We start from the raw sequence: 19,951 nt of genomic DNA on the forward strand, positions 1-19,951 counted from the left end.
TGCACATTGTCTGGCGAATGAAAAAGCTCTCCCCGCAATCGGGGAGAGCTCGTCATTATTTGCATAGGTTCAAGTGACTAGTTGAAGACTAGACTTCCATAATAATCGGAAGAATCATCGGTCTTCTTCTGGTTTGCTCATATAAAAAACGTCCTAGCGCATCTTTAACATTTGTTTTTAACGATGCCCATTCATTTACATTTTCATTCATTAACTTCGTTAATGTATTTGTTACGATTCGATTGGCTTCTTCCAACAGACCTTCGGATTCACGGACATACACGAACCCTCTGGATATGATATCCGGGCCGGAAAGTATGGTGCCATCCTGCTTGCTGAGCGTTACCACTACGACCAGGATGCCGTCCTGAGACAGCAGCTTCCGGTCGCGAAGCACGATGTTGCCCACATCTCCTACACCTAAACCGTCAATCAAAATGTTGCCGCTTTGTACTTTGGAGCCTTTGCGGGCAACTCCGTTCTGAACTTCAACCGTATCTCCAATATCGCAAATGAAAATATCGTCTTTGTCAATGCCGACGGACTCTGCAAGCAAACCGTGCTGGCGCAGCATGCGGTATTCACCGTGGATCGGAATGAAATATTTCGGTTTCATTAAATTCAGCATCAGCTTCAGCTCTTCTTGGCTGCCGTGGCCTGATACGTGAACTCCCGTTACAGAACCCGGACCGTAAATGACATTCGCGCCAATGCGGAACAGTTCATCTACCGTACGGCCGACATAACGCTCATTGCCCGGAATCGGAGTCGCCGCGATAATGACCGTATCTCCCGGTAAAATATCGACTTTGCGATGCGTGGAACGCGCCATCCGCGTTAACGCGGACATCGGCTCGCCCTGGCTTCCCGTCGAAAGGATAACGACCCGGTCGGCGGCAAGCTTATTCACTTCCTCAGGCTCGATCAGCATACCGTCCGGTATGTGTAAATAACCGAGCTCGCTGGCAATCGATACGACGTTCACCATGCTTCGTCCGATTACCGTTACTTTGCGGTTTGTCGCCGCAGCGGCATCGAATACTTGCTGAACGCGATGAATGTTGGAAGCGAACGTTGCAATCACGACTCTTTGCTTCGCTTTGCGGAAAACCTCTTCGATTTCCACGCCGACACTTTTCTCGGAACCTGTGTAACCCGGCTTTTCTGAATTCGTACTGTCTGAAAGCAAAGCCAGTACGCCCTTTTTCCCGATCTCCGCCATACGGTGCAAATCTGCATATTGATCATTGACCGGCGTTTGATCGAATTTGAAGTCGCCTGTATGAACGACTACGCCTTCCGGCGTATCCAGGGCAACCCCGACGGAATCCGGGATACTATGGTTTGTCTTGAAGAATGAGGCCGTGATCGTACCCAGCGGAAGAACCGTATCCGAATTGATTAAAATGCGTTTGGTCTCCCCAAGTAAGTTAGCTTCCTTCAACTTTGCTTCAATCAGTCCGAGTGTCAGCTTCGTAGCGTACACAGGCACATTCAGATGCTTAAGCACATACGGCAAGCCTCCGATGTGATCCTCGTGTCCGTGAGTGATAATAATCCCTCGAACTTTATCACGGTTTTCCGTTAAATAGCCGATATCAGGTATGACAATGTCAATGCCGAGCATGTCCTCTTCAGGGAACTTCAAACCGCTATCAATCACTACAATATCATTCGCATACTGCACGCAGTACATATTTTTTCCGATTTCGCCCACGCCGCCAAGAGCGAAGATCAAAAGTTTGTCATTATTTTTTTTGGACAAGAATATACCTCCTTCTAAGATTGGACGACGAATTTTAAATGAGAAACCGAACCAGTCACTTGCCACCATTATACATGAAGAAAAACAGCAATTACAAGTCGCTATCCTTTAAGCGCTAGTGTCCCCAAAAAAAGAAAACCGATGCTGGAAGCACCGATCCTTTAGGCGTTATCATTCAAAAAGAGATTGGATGAATTGTCCTTCTTGCTCGGATACGTTTACTAGCGGCAGTCTGACTCCACCTGTATGCATTCCTTTCAAAGCCAAAGCATGCTTGATCGGAGCAGGACTCGGAACACGGAATATACCTGTAAATACAGGATGAAGCTTGCGATGCAGCTCCGCCGCTTGCTGTATGTTGCCTTCCAAATAATACTTTATCATAGATTGCATGTCTTTTCCAATCACATGACTGGCCACGCTGATAATTCCATGACATCCGACGGCCAGAGCGGGCAGCCCGTTGCTGTCGTCGCCGGTATAGACCGTAAAACCGGACGCCGCTCCGCTCACGATACGCGTAAGCTGATCCGTGCCGGCGCAATCTTTGGTCGCTACGATATTCGGTATTTGCGAAAGCCGGATCGTCGTATCCGCATCTATATTCACTCCCGTGCGCCCTGGCACGTTATAGAGTATGACCGGAAGCTCCACGGACTCGGCAACCGCTTTGAAGTGCTGATACAGCCCTTCCTGCGAAGGACGGTTATAGTAAGGAGCTACGACGAGCAAAGCGTCGACTCTGAGCTTTTCAACCTTTTGGGACAGATGGATCGTATGCGCTGTGTCATTACTGCCTGTACCTGCGATAATTTTGCAGCGTCCTCTGGCGTAACGGACGGATGCTTCGATCAAGCGCAGCTTCTCCTCTTCCGTCAATGTCGGCGACTCCCCCGTCGTTCCGCAAATGACGAGGCTATCCGAATGCTGCTCCTCGATCAAATAGTCGATCAGTGGCTCTACCTGGCTCCAGTTGACTTCTAAATTCTCGTCGAACGGAGTTACCATCGCTGTAATTAATCTTCCGAAATCCACCGTATTATGCCTCCTACGTGTAACGATTTACATGTTCAAATAAAACTTATGATGAAGCGCTCTCACCGCTTTTCTCATATCGTCGCCCTGCACAAGCACCCAGATTGTCGTATTGGAATCGGCCGATTGCAAAATACGGATATCTTCTTCGGTCAACGCCTCTACGATACGGGCCATAATGCCCGGCACGCCGTTCATGCCTCCGCCGATGACGGAAACTTTGGCGCAGCCGCTTAACGCTCTCGGTTCATAGCCTTGGCTTCGCAGCAGCTTGACGGCCCGCTCCGCTTCTTGATCAAAAACGGTATAGACAACCCCCGAAGGGTTCACATTGATAAAATCGACGCTAATCTGATTTTGCGCCATCGTTTTGAATACTTTGAGCTGCAAATCAAATTGCCCGTCTACAGCGGCGACCTGAATTTGCGTAATATTCGTAAACTGCGCGATGCCTGTCACAAAGCGGTCATCCACTTTGCTGTCCTCATGCGCCGCATTGTCCACTGCCGCCACGAGCGTCCCTTCTTCTTTGGAAAATGTCGAACGGACGCGAATCGGGATATTCGCCTGCATCGCCACTTCCACGGCGCGGGGGTGAATCACTTTGGCGCCGTTGTGCGCCATGTTGCATATTTCCGCAAAGCTGACTCTTACGAGCGGCTTCGCATCTTCCACGATTCTCGGGTCCGCCGTCAAAATCCCTTTGACATCGGTAAAAATATCGACAATTTCAGCCTTGAGAGCAGCTCCCAGCGCCGTGGCGGACGTATCGCTGCCCCCGCGGCCGAGCGTTGTCAATTCGCCTTGGCCGGTTTTGCCCTGGAAGCCGGCAACGATGACAACGAAGCCCTGCTCCAGATGTTCGACAATCCGGTTCGGTTGAACGGATACGATCTGCGCGTTGCCGTGCACATCGTTCGTCTGAATCCCGGCTTGCCCGCCTGTCAGAACCGTGGAACGGATTCCTCTGGCTTGCAGCAAGCTGCACAAATGGACTGCGGATATCAATTCCCCGCAGCTCATCAGCAAATCGAGCTCCCTGGCCGGAGTCCCTTCCCCGTTCTGGCGTACCAGATCAAGGAGGGTGTCCGTGGCGTAGGGCTCGCCTATTCTTCCCATCGCGGAAACGACTACGACTAATTTATAGCTGTCTGCTAATGCGTCTTGAATGTGTCCGATGACATGTTCTCTGGCTTGAGCGGTGGAAAGCGAAGTACCTCCAAATTTTTGCACAAGGATTCGCATGAGTTTCCCCCATATTCATGTCCATCTGCATAAATCAAGCAGCTGGTGCGATTATTGTTCTATAGCAATATATTCAGCAATTTGCACGGCATTCCAGGCAGCGCCTTTGAGCAGGTTGTCGGAGACGATCCAGAGGTTGAGGCCTCTCGGATTGCTCAAGTCGCGGCGCACGCGGCCTACGAAGGTCTCCAGCTTGCCTGCCGCGTCCGTTGCGAGCGGATACTGCTGTTCGGCCGGATTGTCGACAAGAACGATGCCGGGGGCGTCGGCCAGCAAGCTCTTCACTTCCTCGATATCGAAGTCATCTTTCAACTCGACATAGACGGATTCGGAGTGGCCGTAAACGACCGGAATGCGCACGCATGTAGCCGTCACTTCAAGGGACTCGTCGCCCATAATTTTTTTCGTTTCCAAAATCATCTTCATCTCTTCGTTCGTAAAGCCGTTGTCCAAAAATTTGTCGATTTGCGGAATCGCATTGAAGGCGATTTGGTGCTTCACCGGTAAAGAACCAACCGGCAAAATGTCGGGATTCGCCGCTCTTCCTTCAAGAACTTCCTTGGACTGTCTCAGCATTTCGTTGATCGCTTTGGCGCCTGCGCCGGAAACGGCTTGATAGGTCGAAACGATAATACGCGAAATGCCGAAACGGTCATACAGCGGCTTGAGTGCCGCCACCATTTGAATCGTCGAGCAGTTCGGATTGGCAATAATGCCTTTGTGTTCGTTGATTTTGTCAACGTTCACCTCGGGCACGACGAGCGGAGTTTCCGGGTCCATACGGTACGCGCTCGTATTGTCGATACAGATCGTGCCGGCCTGAACGGCATGCGGAATCAGCGCCTTGGAGACGTCCCCTCCGGCGCTGAACAAGGCAATATCGACCCCTTGAAAACTTTCGGGAGCCGCTTCCTGAACCGTGATTTCCTGACCTTTAAAAGCAAGCTTGACGCCTGCGGATCTGGCGGATGACAACAGCTTCAATTCCTTAATGGGGAAATTTCGCTCTTCCAATAGACGGATAATTTGTTCTCCGACGGCACCGGTAGCGCCGACTACTGCAACGTTAAATAATTTCTGGTTCGACATGTCCTGTCCTCTCCCCTGTGAAGAATATATATTTATTGATATAGAAATCTCTCAATGATCATTGGCTGCAGCTGCTTGCCTTCCAATGCGGATTCGCAGGCTTCCATGATGAGATCCATTCTGGCTACTAACGAATTGGGCTTCGCTCCGGGAGCGTCCTGACCGAAAGGGACGAAGTAAATATTTTTCGTAATCAGAAGCTTTGCGATGTTCATCGCATTAAGACCAAGCCCGTCATTCGTGGAAATGGCCAGGACAAGCGGGCGCTGGTTTCTCATTTGAGCTTTGGCCGCCATGAGCACAGGGCTTTCCGTCATCGCATTGGCAAGCTTGCTTGTCGTGTTGCCTGTGCAAGGCGCAATGACCATGACGTCAAGCAGCTTGGAAGGCCCTAGAGGCTCGGCTTCGACGATCGAGGATATAATCTCGCTGCCTGTGATTTCCTTCAATTGCCGCTGCCAATCCGCCGATTTGCCAAAACGCGTATCCGTTGTCAAGACCGAATTCGATACGATGGGGACTACGCGAGCTCCCGCATCTACGAATCTCTTAATCTGCGGCATAACTTCCTCCAGCGTACAATGAGAGCCGGTTAAAGCATAGCCGACCGTTTTCCCCGCCCAATTCATTTCACATCGCTCCTGTCTTTGAAGTCTTCCTCAATCAGTTGGCTTAGCGTGTTCGCCATGATGCGGCCAGCTGTTTTCGGTGCGACAATGCCAGGCAGTCCGGGTGCGAGCATCGCTTTGATCCCCCGTCTCTCGGCAAACCGGAAGTCCGTTCCGCCGGGCTTGGAGGCCAAATCGATGATCACCGCGCGATGCGGGATATTGGTAATAACTTGCGCTGTGACTATCATAGTCGGAATTGTGTTAAAAAGCAAGTCAATATTGGCCACTTCCAAGTACAACTCCCTCGTATAGAAGGGCTGAAATCCCATCTCCCACGCTCTCGCAAAATGCTCCGCCTTGCGCACGCCGATTTTGACTGTCGCACCTAGTCCCTGCAGCGTTCTTGCCATCGTAAAACCCGTGCGGCCAAAGCCCAGAACCATGCATACGGAACCGTGAATCGTAATATCCGTATTTTGAATGGCCATCATGAGGGCGCCTTCGGCCGTCGGAATCGAGTTATAAATGGCAACGTCATCCCGGTCAAACAATTCAATCAATCCGATACCGTGTGCCGCGCAAAGCTTCTTTAAATAACCTTTGGCCATACCCGTATATACTTTGGCATGTCTTGGCAGAGCGGTCATATGATCATCGGTCAAAATCAATTCTTCACTGGAAAAGATGGACTCCACTTGTCCCGAATCGTCTGTACCGACGGCAGGCAGTATCAGTACATCGATCGTTTCAAACAGTGACGGACGAAGCCTGGCGTTGGTCACTCCGCTGAATTGCCGTCCCAAGTTGTCGAAGCCGATTAAAGTAACCGCGGCGTCAAGCTCGGTAAATTTCTGAATCACTTCTAGCTGCCGGGCGTCGCCGCCCATGAAAGCAACCGAAATACCAGTAAGCATTCCCGCTTACACCCCTTTCTCGGTCGTTACGATAAGTTATAATATGCTTACGCCTAAGGATGCGTTACTTGTCGCAAGGAGTTTCGTCAAGCGTTTCACCGGGCTTTGCCGTACTTCCCGCACATTGAAATTCTTACACAATCGCAGGCTTTTCGCCTACGCGTGTAAAACCTGCAAAAACTCTCACGACGCCGTAGCCGTCACTCCACAGCAAGAAAGTAATCAGCTCTACTGCGGTTAAAGTGCGGTTTTTTTCTGTGCATGCGGCCATTACGAGAAAAAACGTGCGATTGTCCGGCTGTTGAGAAAATCGTGTAGGGAGGCTCTCATCACGAAGAGGAAAAATTGATTTAAACCGATTTGAGAGGGATATTTAGGCCATAAAAGTGGGTTTCTCAACAGCCCGGATTATGCAGAAACTCCCGATAAAAGAGCTTGAGCTCATTTACCCGCGGAAAAACTCGCACAATTGTAGACCGTTGAGAAAAACGTACATTGTAGAGGCGCATCTCTATCAACGTGTAGAAAACGTGCAAAATCGGATTGTGGATAGAGTGAGGGGCTAGTGGAATCGGAGGGGGTGCGGTCGCTCTTCCCCAACCCACGCTCTCCTGCAAGGGTTGTGGCGCTGAAGTGGGAGCACGAGGCGGCTTGGCAAGGAGAAAACCTGCGAAAGTGCAGGTTTTTTCCGTAAAAGTGGTTCATCTTGGCGAAAAGCCTGCGATTATACAGGAATTTTCGATGAAAATGAACCTAGGCCCCTGTTCGCGGCGAAAAGCCTGTACATTTGCAGGAATTTTTCGACGGCAGCGTATCCGCGGGCAAAAAACTGCACTTTTGCAGGTTTTCTTCGCGTAATCAAGTAGATTGTGCGACCGCGGCTCTGGAGTGTTGGTTCTGGGCAACCCGTGAAATTGCAGGAATATTTCGCTGCGGTCGACCAATCGCCGTCATGCAGCGCAACACCGCGCGCTGAGAGCCGCGCGGCCAGCCCATCCGTTGAGCAAAAACTGCATTACGAAAATAGAACACGGCAGACCTGAGTTATTTCACCATGTGGGGTGACGTTCGCGACCTCATGAGAGCTTTTGTGGGCTTTCGCTTTCGCGCCCCGGAGCCGGCACAATTGAAAAAAGACGCCATCCAACCGCTTGATACAGTGGTTGGATGGCGTCAGATCGTTGCGGCTGACGAGGACAGCCGCTTTATACCGGAACGCGCCGGCTTCGCCGTTAGCGTCCCGTATGCCCGAACCCGCCCGAGCCGCGCTCGGTCTCGGTCAATTCCTCGACCTCGGTGAGCCGGATCTGCGGGACGAGCTGGAACACCATTTGCGCGATCCGCTCCCCGCGCTGAATCGTGAACGGCTCCTGCCCGTGGTTGATCAGGAGCACCTTGATTTCGCCGCGGTAGTCGGCGTCGATCGTGCCCGGCGAATTCAGCGAAGTGATGCCGTGCTTGTACGCAAGGCCGCTGCGCGGGCGGATTTGCGCCTCCAGCTCGGGCGGCATGCTGAGCGCAAAGCCGGTCGGTATGAGCAGGCGCTCGCCGGGCTGCAGCACGACGGGCTCGCTCACGGCGGCGTGCAGGTCGAAGCCGCTGGCGGCGGCGGACATTTTGCGCGGCAGCTCGATGTCTTCATGACCGGGGAGCCGCTTGATTTGTACGTCAAAATCAGGAATTGACAAGCTGATCCCTCCTAAACTCTTTCAGCGCGGCATCGGAATGCCCGACCATGGACAAAGCGAACGGCGTGGCGAACAACGTTTTCGTCAGTTCCCGGACATGATCCATCTGTACGCTCTCGATGCGCCGGATCATTTCGTCCAGGCTGTAATGCTTGCCGGTCATCAGCTCGTTTTTGCCCAGCCGGTTCATGCGGCTTCCCGTGCTTTCCAGACTTAGGATCAAGCTGCCCTTCAGCTGTTCCTTGCCTTTTTTCAGCTCGGAGTCCGTGATTCCGTTTACGGCGATGTCGTGCAGCAGCTCCAAAGTCACTTTAAGCACTTCTTCGGTCTGCTTGGGGGCCGTTCCCGTGTAAATGGTAAACATGCCGCTGTCGATATGGGAAGAATGATAGGAATAGACGGAATACGCCAGTCCGCGCTTCTCGCGAATCTCTTGAAACAGCCTCGAGCTCATTCCCCCGCCGATAGCGTTGTTCAGCAAAACGATCGGATACAAGTTTTCCTCCTGCAAGGATAACCCCGGGAGCGAGAGGCAAATGTGATTTTGCTCGGTTTTCTTTTCGTGAAAAACAAGCTCGCTCAAAAAGTCGGGAGCATCGTAGCCGGTTTCTTGGCCGGTTTGAGTAAAGCTTCCAAAATGCCGCTCGATTAATTCGCGCGCGCTGTCGTCGATGTTGCCGGCGATGCTGATCACGGTATTTTCCGTGTTGTAGTACTGCTTCATGTAGCGGCGCAGGTCGTCGGGCTTCATTGCGGACAAATTGTCCTGCGTTCCAAGAATCGTGTAGCCGAGCGAATGGGAGCCGTACGCCGCTTTAGCGAGCAAATCATGGACCAGATCGTCCGGCGTGTCTTCATACATCGAAATTTCCTCGAAGATGACGTTCTTCTCTTTCTCCAGTTCGGTCTCGTCAAAAGTCGAATGGAAAAACATATCGGCAAGAACGTCCATAGCCAACGGCAGATGATCGTCCAGCACTTTGCAGTAATAGCAAGTGTATTCTTTGGAAGTGAACGCGTTCACATTCCCGCCGATGCCGTCGAAAATTTCGGCGATGTCTTTGGCGGAATGGCGTTCCGTGCCTTTAAAGAGCATATGTTCGATAAAATGCGAAATGCCGTTATTGTCCGGCTTTTCGTTGCGTGAGCCTGTCTTGACCCAAATTCCGAACGATACCGAACGGCACGTCGGGATTTGTTCCATAACTACTCTTAACCCGTTATGTAAGCGGTAGTTGATCACCAATGTTCCTCCTCGAATGAAACGCCTAAAATGCTGCTCCCCCAATTATACTTACTTAGTCTAACAAAAATGTTCCATCGACTCAACTTTGCAGATTCGGTTCGGGAACCCGGCTCGGGGAAATGAGCTCGCTTACCGTCCCCAAAGTAAGTCCTTTATTTTTAATGGTGCGGATCATCCCGGCAAGCGCTTCGCTGGAAGACGCCGTCGGATGCATCAAAATAAGCGAGCCCGGCTCCACATTTTGATTCAGCCGCTGGATGATGCGATCCGCCCCCGGATTTTTCCAATCAATCGTATCGAACGTCCACAATATCGTTTTGAGCTTGTATTCGGCGGCAACCTGAACGGTCTCTTCGTTAAAATAACCGGACGGCGGTGCAAACAGCTTGTTTTCGACACCCAGCCGTTTCAGCAGTTCCTCCGTCTTGCCGATCTCTTCCGCTGCTTTGGCCCGGCTAACCGTCCTCATATCCTTGTGGGAATATGCGTGATTGGACAGCTCGTGTCCTTCGTTTAAAATTTGCTTTGCCAGCTCCGCGTTTTTGCTCAGCCACATGCCGTCGAGAAAAAAAGTCGCGTGCACGTTCTCTTTCCGGAGCGTCGCCAGCATGCTGTCCAAGTATTCGTTGCCCCAGGCGACATTGATCATAAAAGAAACCATCGGTTTCTTGGGATTGCCTTTATATATCGGATTCGGCCCCAAATCGTTCAATTGTACGTTGGGAGGCGTCTCTTTCATCACATAATGGATTGTTCCCGGAGTCAGCCGGTGCTCGGCTAGCTTGAGCGTCTCCTCGACGTCGACCTCCAAACCGTTGTAGCCGGGTATCGCTTTCCAGACGCGGTCCAATTTGGCGTCAATGGGCGAGATTTTGCGTTTCTCCGCTTCGACTTTGATCGTCTCAAGCAGATGACCGGGCTGCTCCCGGACCGGATCAAACGTTTGGGCGGAAGCCGGGCTGTTCGTACGGCCAGCCGCTGCATAAGGCTTAGAGCCGGATTTTACAGCATCTATGAAGGCGTCTATGCTTGGGACAGCTTCGATACCGGTCAACATCGCCAGAAAGAAGCTTCCGAGCAGCAGCCATTTTTTGTTGACCATTCTCTTGTCCTCCTCTACCCTATGTCCTGAGCTTATGCCTGCAAGGACAAGAATAGAACGGCGCAGAAAGCCATGATAAAAAGCAAAAAAGAGACAGACTGATCTGACTCTTTATCCTGGCGCATATGAAATTGTGACTGCGCAAGTCACACGGCTTTAGGTTTGAGCCGGGACTTGCGAAGTTAATGTAGCTTTGCGGGAAAGATTGACACGGCCTTGCTGGTCGATTTCGGTCACTTTTACCGTAATTTGATCGCCGACATTCACGACATCTTCCACTTTCGCCACGCGCTCGGTAGATAGCTGCGAAATGTGCACCAGCCCTTCCTTGCCTGGCAAAATTTCCACGAAGGCGCCGAATTTTTCAACGCGTTTCACCGTACCGAGATAAGTTTCGCCGACGACGACTTCGCGGACGATGCCTTCGATGATCGAACGGGCTTTCTCGTTCATCTCTTGGTTAGAAGAAGCGATAAATACGCGGCCATCCTGCTCGATGTCGATTTTCACGCCGGTTTCTTCAATAATCTTGTTGATGATTTTACCGCCTGCGCCGATGACATCGCGGATTTTGTCCGGATTGATCTGCATCGTAACGATTTTCGGAGCATAAGGCGAAAGAGCTTTCTTGGGCTCGTCAATGCGCGCGAGCATTTTGTTCAAAATGTGCATGCGGCCTTCTTTGGCTTGCTCCAAAGACTGCTGCAAAATGCTGCGGTCGATGCCGTCGATTTTGATATCCATTTGCAGCGCGGTTACGCCTTTGGCTGTTCCGGCCACTTTGAAGTCCATGTCCCCGAGGTGGTCTTCCATGCCTTGAATGTCGGACAAAATCGAGAAATGGTCGCCGTCTTTAATAAGACCCATGGCGATACCCGCTACAGGAGCTTTAATCGGCACTCCGGCATCCATTAATGCCAGTGTGCTGGCGCAAATACTTGCCTGGGACGTCGAACCGTTTGATTCCAGCACTTCCGATACGAGACGGATCGTGTAAGGGAAATCGGTCTCATTCGGGATGATCGGCTCAAGAGCCCGTTCGCCAAGCGCACCGTGACCAATTTCTCTGCGGCCCGGCGGACGAAGCGGTCTGGCTTCCCCTACGCTGAACGGCGGGAAATTGTAGTGATGCATGAACCGTTTGGTTTCCGTCAGGTCGAGACCGTCGAGAATTTGCACATCGCCTAATGCGCCCAATGTACATATGCTTAATGCTTGCGTTTGTCCGCGTGTGAACAGTCCGGAGCCGTGTGTGCGCGGCAGCAGCGTGATGTCGCACTCGATCGGACGAATTTCTTCGAGCTTGCGGCCGTCAGGTCTCACTTTGTCGTGAGTGATCAGTCGGCGTACTTCTTCCTTGACGATATCGTACAGCGTTTCTTTCACATCGTCCATGCTGTCCGGCGTTTCCGCATATACCCCAGTGAAATGCTCGACGGCGTCGGCATTCACGGCGTCAATCGCTTCCTGTCTGGCATGCTTCTCGGCAATTTTGATCGCTTCCACGAGGCGCGCTTGCGCAAAGTCGCGAACAGCCTTGCTCACTTCCGCATCGACCGTGTGAAGCTTCACTTCCATTTTCGGCTTGCCCGCCTGTGCGGTAAGCTCTTCAATGACCGCAACGATTTTGCGGATTTCGTCATGGCCGAACATAATCGCTTCCAGCATGACTTCCTCCGGAACTTCGTTCGCGCCCGCTTCCACCATCATGATCGCGTCTTTGGTTCCTGCGACGGTCAGGTGAATGTCGCTTTTCTCGGCTTGCTCCGTCGTCGGATTGATGACGAATTGACCGTCGACGCGGCCGACGATAACGCCGCCGATCGGACCGTTGAACGGCACGTCGGAGATGCTCAGCGCAGCGGACGTACCGATCATCGCCGCGATTTCGGGAGAGCATTCCTGATCGACGCTCATGACGATCGATACGATCTGTACGTCGTTGCGGAAGCCTTCCGGAAACAGCGGACGGATCGGACGGTCGGTAAGACGGCTGGCCAGAATCGCTTTCTCGCTCGGGCGTCCTTCCCGCTTGATGAATCCTCCGGGGATTTTGCCTACGGAGTATAATCTTTCTTCATAGTTGACGGTTAACGGGAAAAAATCGAGATCCTTCGGCTCGCTGGACGCCGTAACCGTACATAGCACGACCGTATCGCCGTAACGTGCGGTAACGGCGGCGTTGGCCTGTTTGGCGAGCCGGCCCGTTTCCAGAATAAACGGTCTGCCGCCGAGGTCCATTTGTACCCTTGTCTCCATAATATCCTCCTTCAAGTTTGGCTTTTCAGTGCGCAAAAACAGAGTCAGGCCCGAAAATATGTACCTAACGTTGAGTCTTCCTCTATTTCTGCATACTCACCAGTATTTCCTTCTTTTACGGTTTTAAAAATAACAATGGTGCATCCGATTGTCCGGTCCCGGTCCCGGAACGCACATTGTCCGTGTACACAAGGATAAACGACTCCGTCGTCCTTCTGGGACGAACGCGTTTATCAAGGTAGATGCGAAGCAAAAGTATAAAACATATACTTTCTTATCTACAGAAAAAGCAACCTTATGCCGCTCTTTCGCTCGGCTCTTATCGAGCCCAGCCATGGAGCGGCAGGTTGCTTCTCGTTGTCGGTTTTTATCGACGCAAGCCGAGCTTTTCAATCAAAGCACTGTAACGTTTCACATCTTTGTTCTTCAGGTATGTCAGCAGCTTACGGCGTTGTCCGACCATTTTGAGCAAACCGCGGCGGGAATGATGATCTTTCTTGTGCGTCCGCAGATGATCCGTCAGGTTAACAATGTTTTCCGTAAGGATAGCGATTTGTACCTCTGGAGAACCCGTGTCGGTATCGTGTACCTTGTGAGTTTGAATCAGTTGAGTTTTGCGCTCTTGTGTTAATGCCATCCTTGTTCACCTCCTGTTTCAAAGTATCCCCTGTAGCCCAGAAAACGCCGGTGATAGCGTGGTTCCAAGCTAAGGTTCCAGCCAAAACGATGCTTCGCTTTGACAACGTTCATCAGTATATCATATCGAATAGGCAGATGTAAATGCCTGGATTATAAAATGGTTGAGAATATTTCTTTCGCAGCCCCGGCATCTTGACCGATTTGCGCAATCAATTCATCGACCGAAGCGAATTTCCGTTCCTGCCGGAGATAAGCGACCAGTTCGACTGCAACTTCCTCGCCGTAAATATCACCGGAAAAATCGAACAAATGAGCCTCCAAAGTCGGTTTCAGCTCCCCGGTTTCAAAAGTGGGCTTTACTCCGATATTCATAACCCCTTTGTAAGGTTCCCCTTTAACATGGGCTTTAACCGCATATACGCCGTTGGCCGGTATGACAAAAGGCTCTTCCAGCCGAATATTGGCCGTCGGAAATCCGATGGTGCGCCCGCGCTTGTACCCGTCTACGACTGTGCCCCGCATGCCGTAATAACGCCCAAGGAGCCTGCTGGCCGTTCCGATGTCGCCTTGCTGGAGGGCGTCCCGCACCGAGGTGCTGCTCACTTTTTCTCCATCCATATGAAAAGGGCGAACGACTTCTACGGCGAATTTGCCGTGGCTCAGCTCGCAAAGCGAATCCGGATTCCCCCGCCCCTGAAAGCCGAAGGTGAAATCAAAGCCGCAAACGACGCTTTCCACGCCCAGCACGTGCAGAACCCGGTCCACAAAATGTTCGGGAGACAACCGCATGAGCGAAGCATCGAAAGTGACTACGTAAACATGATTCACGCCAAGGGAAGAAAAAATTTCCATCTTCTTGCTCATCGGCGTTAATAGCTCGACATATTTGTCCTGGCCCATCACAGCTCTGGGATGAGGATGGAACGTCATAATGGAAGCGGGAAGTTTCAGCTGCTCTGCGGTATGGATCGCGCGGCCGATCACTTCCCTATGCCCCAAATGAACGCCGTCAAAATCGCCGATCGCGAGTACCTGCTTGCCGACGCAGAGAGGAGCCGATTCCAGATCAATCGGATATGATAGCGGAATAATTTTCATAAAAACTGAATTCACCTGCCTATTTCAGCCCGTCCGGTCATGAACATACGGAAAATTATAAAAATATTTTTACGGGAACAAGCGTTTGATCCCCTTTATTCCATTCAAATAAACCCAGAAAACGCCCGTCCGGCGAATAAGCGCGGAGCAGCGGCTGCAAAGCGCGAACATGCGGAATGCGTCCGGCCTGGCAAGCGATTCGTTTGCCCTGGAGCGCATGCTCCGCTTCCTTGGCTGAAAGCCGCACTTCGGGAATATGCGAAACTGCTTGATCCATGGGGATCATTTTTGCTTGCAGCGTGCCCGCCGCCTTCAGCTGCTCGATCTGCTCAAAGGTCAGACACTGCTCCTGGCGGATATTTCCCGTTGAGGTGCGGATCAAGCTTTTCATCACCGCCGGATAGCCCAGTGCCTTGCCGATATCGACACACAATGTGCGAATGTACGTCCCCTTGGAGCAGCTTACCCGAAAATGGATCTCAGGGTGCTTCGCGTCCGCATCGATGCGCAAAATCTCGATGCCGTGAATCGTTACTTTTCGCGACTTGCGTTCGACTTCCTTGCCTTCGCGGGCCAGTTCGTAGAGCCTCTTTCCGTCCACTTTCACGGCCGAAAACATCGGAGGAACCTGTTCGATCTCCCCCACGAACGACGCCAGAGCGGCGCGGATCTCGTCCTCCCGAAGCGAGACTTGTCCGGCCTCTTCGAGGACGGTTCCCGTCATATCCTCCGTGTCCGTCGCCAGACCGATCAGAAGCACGGCCTCGTATTCCTTCGGCAGATCCTGAATGTATTCCACCATCCGCGTAGCTCGTCCTACGCATAAGGGCAGCACACCCGTAACCTCCGGGTCCAGCGTCCCCGTATGGCCGATCCGCTTGACGCCCAGCAGGCGCCTGGCTTTGGCGACAACGTCGTGCGACGTAAAGTTTTTCGGCTTCCATACCGGCAAAACGCCTTCTAACGTCATATCAGTTCTGTCCCTACTTCCTGAATCATGGTTGCCACCGCTTCATCCAGCGTTCCGTGAATCGTACAGCCCGATGCCCGGACATGGCCGCCGCCGCCCAAAGCTTGCGCGATGCGGGCTACGTCCACTTTGCCTGCGGAACGGAGACTCACTTTGATGACACCGGCGGCTTTTTCCTTGAACAGCATCCCCACCTCGACGCCTTCCACATTGCGCGGGTAGTTGACCAGCCCGTCGAGATCTTCGCCGGAAGCCCCGGTTAACTCGAGATCCTCAAGCGAAACGGCAAGCCAGGCCAGCTTGCGGTCGCAAGCAAACGAAAGCGTCGGAAGCGCCTTTTGCAGCAGTTCGATCTGGGCAAATGTCAACCGCTCGAGCACCTGCTCGGCGATGTCCGCGCCCTTCACCCCTAGCGCCAACAAAGAAGCGCCTATTTGCAGCACCTCCGGCGTTGTGTTCGAATAGCGGAAACCTCCCGTATCGGTCAAGAGTCCCGTATAAATGCATTCCCCAAACGCCAGAGCGGGCTTGAGGTTCATATGCAATGCCAGATCGTACAAAATTTGCACGGTAGCCGCTGCGTCATCCTTGATCAAATGACACTTCCCGAATTTGTCGTTCGTAGGATGATGGTCAATGTTGAGCAGTTCCGCCTGATCGTCAAAAAGAGTGCTGATCTTGCCTATTCTGGAAAAATCAGCACAATCTACGCTTATGATCGTTTGAAAACTGCGGGCCGGACGCTCCTTGCCGAAGTCCAGCACCCTATCGCTTCCCCACAAATAAGCGAATTTGGATGGCATGGGACCTTCGTTGATCATTGTGAAACATTTCCCAAGCTGCTGCAGCATCCACCCTGTCACATATGTAGAGCCGGCGGCATCCCCATCCGGCTGGATATGGGATACCACCAGGAAATCGTCATGCTGCTCGATAAACTTTGCAGCGGCATCAAGCTGCTGCCTGTACTCGGGTGCATGGTTCATTCCGCTCGTCATAAGTTCGGATTTCCTTCCTCGTTGAGCTTGTGCAGCAGTTGGTCGATGCGGCTTCCATAGTCAATGGAGCTGTCAAACTTGAATTGAAGTTCGGGAATTTTGCGCAAACGAATTCGCTTGCCGAGCTCCGAACGGATATACCCGGTGCCGGAGGCCAACGCTTTGAGCGTGGCTTCCTTCTGCTCGTCGGTTCCCATAACGCTCAGGAACACGCGCGCAAGGGATAAATCGTTCGTAACTTCTACGCCGGTTACCGTCAAAAATCCGATACGCGGATCCTTCAATTCGGATTGTATAATTTGGCTGAGCTCTTTCTTGATTTGCTCGCCTACACGTCCTACTCTTACTCTGGCCATACGTCAATCACCTCTCAACAGTTTCCATGATGAAGGCTTCGATAACGTCCCCTTCTTTAATATCATGATAACGCTCCAGAGATATACCACATTCGTAGCCTTGAGCGACTTCTTTTGCATCGTCCTTGTATCTTTTCAGGGAATCGATCTTGCCTTCATGCACGACGATGCCGCCGCGGATCAAGCGAGCCTGAGCGTTGCGCGTAATTTTGCCGGAGGTGATCATGCAGCCTGCGATCGCCCCGACGCCGGTAATTTTGAACACGTTGCGCACTTCGGCTTGACCGAGCACGTTCTCTTTGAAGATCGGATCCAACATGCCTTTCATGGCCTGCTCGATTTCTTCAATGACGTTGTAGATGATGTTGTGCAGACGGATATCCACTTTTTCCTGATCGGCCGTCGCTTTCGCAGCAGGCTCAGGACGAACGTTAAAGCCGATGATGATCGCATTCGAAGCGGAAGCGAGAATAATATCCGATTCCGTAACCGCGCCGACGCCGTTATGAAGAATTTTTACGCGTACGCCTTCGACTTCAATTTTCTCCAGGGAGCTTTTCAGCGCTTCGACCGAACCTTGAACGTCCCCTTTGATGATGACATTCAAATCTTTGATTTCGCCGTCTTTAATATGTTTGAAGAGATCATCCAGCGTAACGCGCGCGTTGGCGCCCATTTCGGACTGGCGAAGCGCGGTCGCGCGTCTTTCCGCGATGTCTCTGGCTTTGCGCTCATCCTCGTAAGCAAGGAACGGATCCCCTGCTTGAGGCACCTCGGTCAGACCGGTGATTTCGACCGGTGTAGAAGGACCTGCTTCTTTCAAACGTTTGCCTTTGTCATTGACCATCGCTCTGACGCGGCCGAAGCATACGCCGGCTACGAAGCTGTCGCCGACTTTGAGCGTGCCGTGCTGAATAAGAATACGGGCCACGGGACCTCTTCCTTTGTCCAGCTCAGCCTCGATGACTGTTCCTCTTGCCCGCTTGTTCGGATTCGCTTTGTACTCCTGAACTTCGGCGACAAGCAAAATCATCTCCAGCAGGTTCTCAAGTCCGATGCGCTGCTTCGCGGAAATTTCGCAGAAGATCGTGTCTCCGCCCCATTCTTCCGGCACGAGTTCAAATGCCGTAAGAGCCTGCTTGATTTGATCCGGATTAGCGCCTTCTTTATCGATTTTGTTCACAGCGACGATGATCGGGCAGCCGGCCGCTTTGGCATGGTTGATCGCTTCAACGGTCTGAGGCATAACGCCGTCATCCGCCGCAACGACGATAATTGTAATATCCGTCACTTGAGCGCCGCGGGCACGCATCGTTGTGAACGCTTCGTGGCCCGGAGTATCCAGGAACGTAATTTTTTTATGGTTCACTTCGACCTGATAAGCGCCGATATGCTGCGTGATGCCGCCTGCTTCGCCTTCCGTCACATTCGTTTGGCGGATAGCGTCGAGCAGGGTCGTTTTACCGTGGTCGACGTGACCCATGATCGTAACGACCGGAGGACGCTCCAGAAGATCGGCTTCATCATCGACTTCTTCGAATGTCTCAAAGCGGTCTTCTTCGACTTTGATCTTAACTTCGACCTCAACTCCGAATTCGTTTGCGATGAGTTGGATCGAATCCAAATCAAGCTCCTGGTTAATCGTCGCCATGACGCCCAGGAAGAGCAGCTTTTTAATGACTTCCGAAGCGTCTTTATGAAGCAGTTTGGCCGTTTCGCCGACCGTCATGCTGCCGCGGACGATGATCTTCTTCGGCGTATTGTCGATTTTCTCTTTCTTCACTGGTTCCTGCTGGAATCTGCCTCTTTGATTGCCTCTTTGGTTGTTTCTGGAATTGCCGCCTGGGCCGCGGTTGCCGCCTTGTTTGCCATCGTCGAAACGTTTGGTCGTCGGCTTCGTTTTCTTCGTCGTTTTCACGCCGGCTTTAGCCGCCGCTTCATCCAATTCCGCTGCCGTCGCGCCGACGTGGAACTGCGGCTTCGCTTCCTGAATGACCGGTCTGCTGCTCTGATTGTGGCGGTTGTCAAACTGACGGGCCGGACGGTTCGACGAAGTGCTGCGGTTCGGAGTGCCTCCGCCTTGTGGACGGTTGCCGCCTCCCGCATTCGATCCGCCGGACGAAGTATTGCCGCCCTGATTCGGGCGAGGGCCGGAATTGTTGAAGCCGCCGCTGCGGTTGCCGCCGCCTTGACCCTGACCTTGGCCTTGCCCGCCTGAGCGCCCATTAAAATTGCCGCCGCCGGAAGGACGCTGATCGTTCTGACGGTACGGTCTTTGATCGCCGGAACGCTGCTGGCCGCCTTGACGCTGGTCTCCGCTGCGATTGCCGCCGCCTTGACCCTGGCCTTGACCTTGACCTTGACCTTGACCTTGATAATTCGTGCGTTGACCCTGGCCCTGGCCTTGCCCGCCTTGGCGTTGGTCGCGCTGCGGCTGAGCCGGACGGCTGGCCACATATTGATCGTCGGAGCGTCGGGATTGCCCGCCTTGATGGCCCTGTCTTTGGCCTTGCGATGCTTGATTATGCTGTTGTTGAGGCGCGGATGGTTTTGTTCCGCTGCCGCTGTTTGCTTGCTGCGATGCCGGTTTCGAAGCCGAGTTCGCAGCTCCTTTATTTTCTGGTGTAGAACCCTGTCCTGCAGGCTTCTGATTAGTCGTCGTTGAGTTCACATTTCCTCCGTCCGTAGCTGCCCGCTTGGCAGCCGCATTTGCTTTAATATCGCGAAAAAATCTTTCCACACTATCCACCGCTTCATTCTCCATGACGCTCATGTGATTGTTAACGGGAATATTTAAACGTTTGAGAATCGTAATGATCTCTTTGCTGCTCATATTGAGCGATTTGGCATATTCGTAAACGCGAAGTTTGTCCTTATTATCCTGTTTATTTGTCAATACTTTTCACCTCCGCAGTAATTATACTGAAAGCGGACTG

Annotated in this window: 16 protein-coding genes; all 16 read right to left on the reverse strand. The window is 52.3% G+C overall.

Translation table 11 applies throughout. The features are described from left to right. Positions 1-88: 88 nt before the first annotated feature. Positions 89-1,765 (reverse strand): ribonuclease J, encoded by a 1,677-nt coding sequence (locus AC3G2T_RS27410; protein ID WP_474683170.1) that lies wholly within the window; start codon positions 1,763-1,765, stop codon positions 89-91. A 171-nt stretch (positions 1,766-1,936) separates the two neighbouring features. Then, positions 1,937-2,800 (reverse strand): 4-hydroxy-tetrahydrodipicolinate synthase, encoded by an 864-nt coding sequence (dapA, locus tag AC3G2T_RS27415; RefSeq protein WP_474683171.1) that lies wholly within the window; start codon positions 2,798-2,800, stop codon positions 1,937-1,939. 27 nt (positions 2,801-2,827) lie between these two features. Then, entirely contained in the window at positions 2,828-4,045 is a 1,218-nt protein-coding gene (dapG, locus tag AC3G2T_RS27420; RefSeq protein ID WP_474683172.1) for an aspartate kinase, read from the reverse strand. Positions 4,046-4,096: 51 nt separating this feature from the next. Continuing rightward, on the reverse strand, positions 4,097-5,134 hold the full coding sequence (locus AC3G2T_RS27425) for an aspartate-semialdehyde dehydrogenase (protein ID WP_474683173.1): 1,038 nt from the start codon (positions 5,132-5,134) through the stop codon (positions 4,097-4,099). A gap of 32 nt (positions 5,135-5,166) precedes the next feature. Continuing rightward, on the reverse strand, positions 5,167-5,763 hold the full coding sequence (locus AC3G2T_RS27430) for a dipicolinate synthase subunit B (protein ID WP_474683174.1): 597 nt from the start codon (positions 5,761-5,763) through the stop codon (positions 5,167-5,169). Continuing rightward, positions 5,760-6,659 (reverse strand): dipicolinate synthase subunit DpsA, encoded by a 900-nt coding sequence (gene dpsA / locus AC3G2T_RS27435; RefSeq protein ID WP_474683175.1) that lies wholly within the window; start codon positions 6,657-6,659, stop codon positions 5,760-5,762. The genes AC3G2T_RS27430 and dpsA overlap by 4 nt, the downstream gene beginning before the upstream one ends. 1,232 nt (positions 6,660-7,891) lie before the next feature. Continuing rightward, positions 7,892-8,347 (reverse strand): dUTP diphosphatase, encoded by a 456-nt coding sequence (dut, locus tag AC3G2T_RS27440; RefSeq protein WP_474683176.1) that lies wholly within the window; start codon positions 8,345-8,347, stop codon positions 7,892-7,894. After that, positions 8,334-9,590, reverse strand: a complete 1,257-nt coding sequence (locus tag AC3G2T_RS27445; protein ID WP_474683177.1) for a M16 family metallopeptidase — start codon at positions 9,588-9,590, stop codon at positions 8,334-8,336. The genes dut and AC3G2T_RS27445 overlap by 14 nt, the downstream gene beginning before the upstream one ends. 82 nt (positions 9,591-9,672) lie before the next feature. After that, the gene (locus AC3G2T_RS27450) at positions 9,673-10,695 is read right to left on the reverse strand and encodes a polysaccharide deacetylase family protein (RefSeq protein WP_474683178.1); all 1,023 of its coding nucleotides are present in this window, start codon (positions 10,693-10,695) and stop codon (positions 9,673-9,675) included. Between the two features lie 156 nt (positions 10,696-10,851). Beyond that, positions 10,852-12,954 (reverse strand): polyribonucleotide nucleotidyltransferase, encoded by a 2,103-nt coding sequence (pnp, locus tag AC3G2T_RS27455; RefSeq protein ID WP_488437565.1) that lies wholly within the window; start codon positions 12,952-12,954, stop codon positions 10,852-10,854. A gap of 367 nt (positions 12,955-13,321) precedes the next feature. After that, complete coding sequence (rpsO, locus tag AC3G2T_RS27460; protein WP_474683180.1) at positions 13,322-13,591, reverse strand: 30S ribosomal protein S15; 270 nt, start codon at positions 13,589-13,591, stop codon at positions 13,322-13,324. Positions 13,592-13,743: 152 nt separating this feature from the next. Further along, positions 13,744-14,691 (reverse strand): bifunctional riboflavin kinase/FAD synthetase, encoded by a 948-nt coding sequence (locus AC3G2T_RS27465; RefSeq protein WP_488437566.1) that lies wholly within the window; start codon positions 14,689-14,691, stop codon positions 13,744-13,746. Between the two features lie 55 nt (positions 14,692-14,746). Then, positions 14,747-15,661 (reverse strand): tRNA pseudouridine(55) synthase TruB, encoded by a 915-nt coding sequence (gene truB, locus AC3G2T_RS27470; protein WP_474683182.1) that lies wholly within the window; start codon positions 15,659-15,661, stop codon positions 14,747-14,749. After that, positions 15,658-16,659, reverse strand: coding sequence for a DHH family phosphoesterase (locus AC3G2T_RS27475; protein ID WP_474683183.1), 1,002 nt, complete (start codon positions 16,657-16,659; stop codon positions 15,658-15,660). Before AC3G2T_RS27475 ends, truB begins: the two co-directional genes overlap by 4 nt. Further along, the gene (gene rbfA / locus AC3G2T_RS27480) at positions 16,656-17,015 is read right to left on the reverse strand and encodes a 30S ribosome-binding factor RbfA (protein ID WP_474683184.1); all 360 of its coding nucleotides are present in this window, start codon (positions 17,013-17,015) and stop codon (positions 16,656-16,658) included. The genes AC3G2T_RS27475 and rbfA overlap by 4 nt, the downstream gene beginning before the upstream one ends. Before the next feature lie 7 nt (positions 17,016-17,022). Further along, positions 17,023-19,911 (reverse strand): translation initiation factor IF-2, encoded by a 2,889-nt coding sequence (gene infB / locus AC3G2T_RS27485; RefSeq protein ID WP_474683185.1) that lies wholly within the window; start codon positions 19,909-19,911, stop codon positions 17,023-17,025. Positions 19,912-19,951 lie beyond the last annotated feature (40 nt).

This window comes from Paenibacillus sp. sgz302191 (assembly GCF_057749925.1).

What these genes read in the sequence shown, in the direction of transcription:
- dapG (WP_474683172.1), bottom strand. Translation starts at nt 4,045, where the DNA reads ATGCGAATCCTTGTGCAAAAATTTGGAGGTACTTCGCTTTCCACCGCT.
- AC3G2T_RS27425 (WP_474683173.1), bottom strand. Translation starts at nt 5,134, where the DNA reads ATGTCGAACCAGAAATTATTTAACGTTGCAGTAGTCGGCGCTACCGGT.
- AC3G2T_RS27430 (WP_474683174.1), bottom strand. Translation starts at nt 5,763, where the DNA reads ATGAATTGGGCGGGGAAAACGGTCGGCTATGCTTTAACCGGCTCTCAT.
- dpsA (WP_474683175.1), bottom strand. Translation starts at nt 6,659, where the DNA reads ATGCTTACTGGTATTTCGGTTGCTTTCATGGGCGGCGACGCCCGGCAG.
- AC3G2T_RS27450 (WP_474683178.1), bottom strand. Translation starts at nt 10,695, where the DNA reads ATGGTCAACAAAAAATGGCTGCTGCTCGGAAGCTTCTTTCTGGCGATG.
- pnp (WP_488437565.1), bottom strand. Translation starts at nt 12,954, where the DNA reads ATGGAGACAAGGGTACAAATGGACCTCGGCGGCAGACCGTTTATTCTG.
- rpsO (WP_474683180.1), bottom strand. Translation starts at nt 13,591, where the DNA reads ATGGCATTAACACAAGAGCGCAAAACTCAACTGATTCAAACTCACAAG.
- AC3G2T_RS27465 (WP_488437566.1), bottom strand. Translation starts at nt 14,691, where the DNA reads ATGAAAATTATTCCGCTATCATATCCGATTGATCTGGAATCGGCTCCT.
- truB (WP_474683182.1), bottom strand. Translation starts at nt 15,661, where the DNA reads ATGACGTTAGAAGGCGTTTTGCCGGTATGGAAGCCGAAAAACTTTACG.
- AC3G2T_RS27475 (WP_474683183.1), bottom strand. Translation starts at nt 16,659, where the DNA reads ATGACGAGCGGAATGAACCATGCACCCGAGTACAGGCAGCAGCTTGAT.
- rbfA (WP_474683184.1), bottom strand. Translation starts at nt 17,015, where the DNA reads ATGGCCAGAGTAAGAGTAGGACGTGTAGGCGAGCAAATCAAGAAAGAG.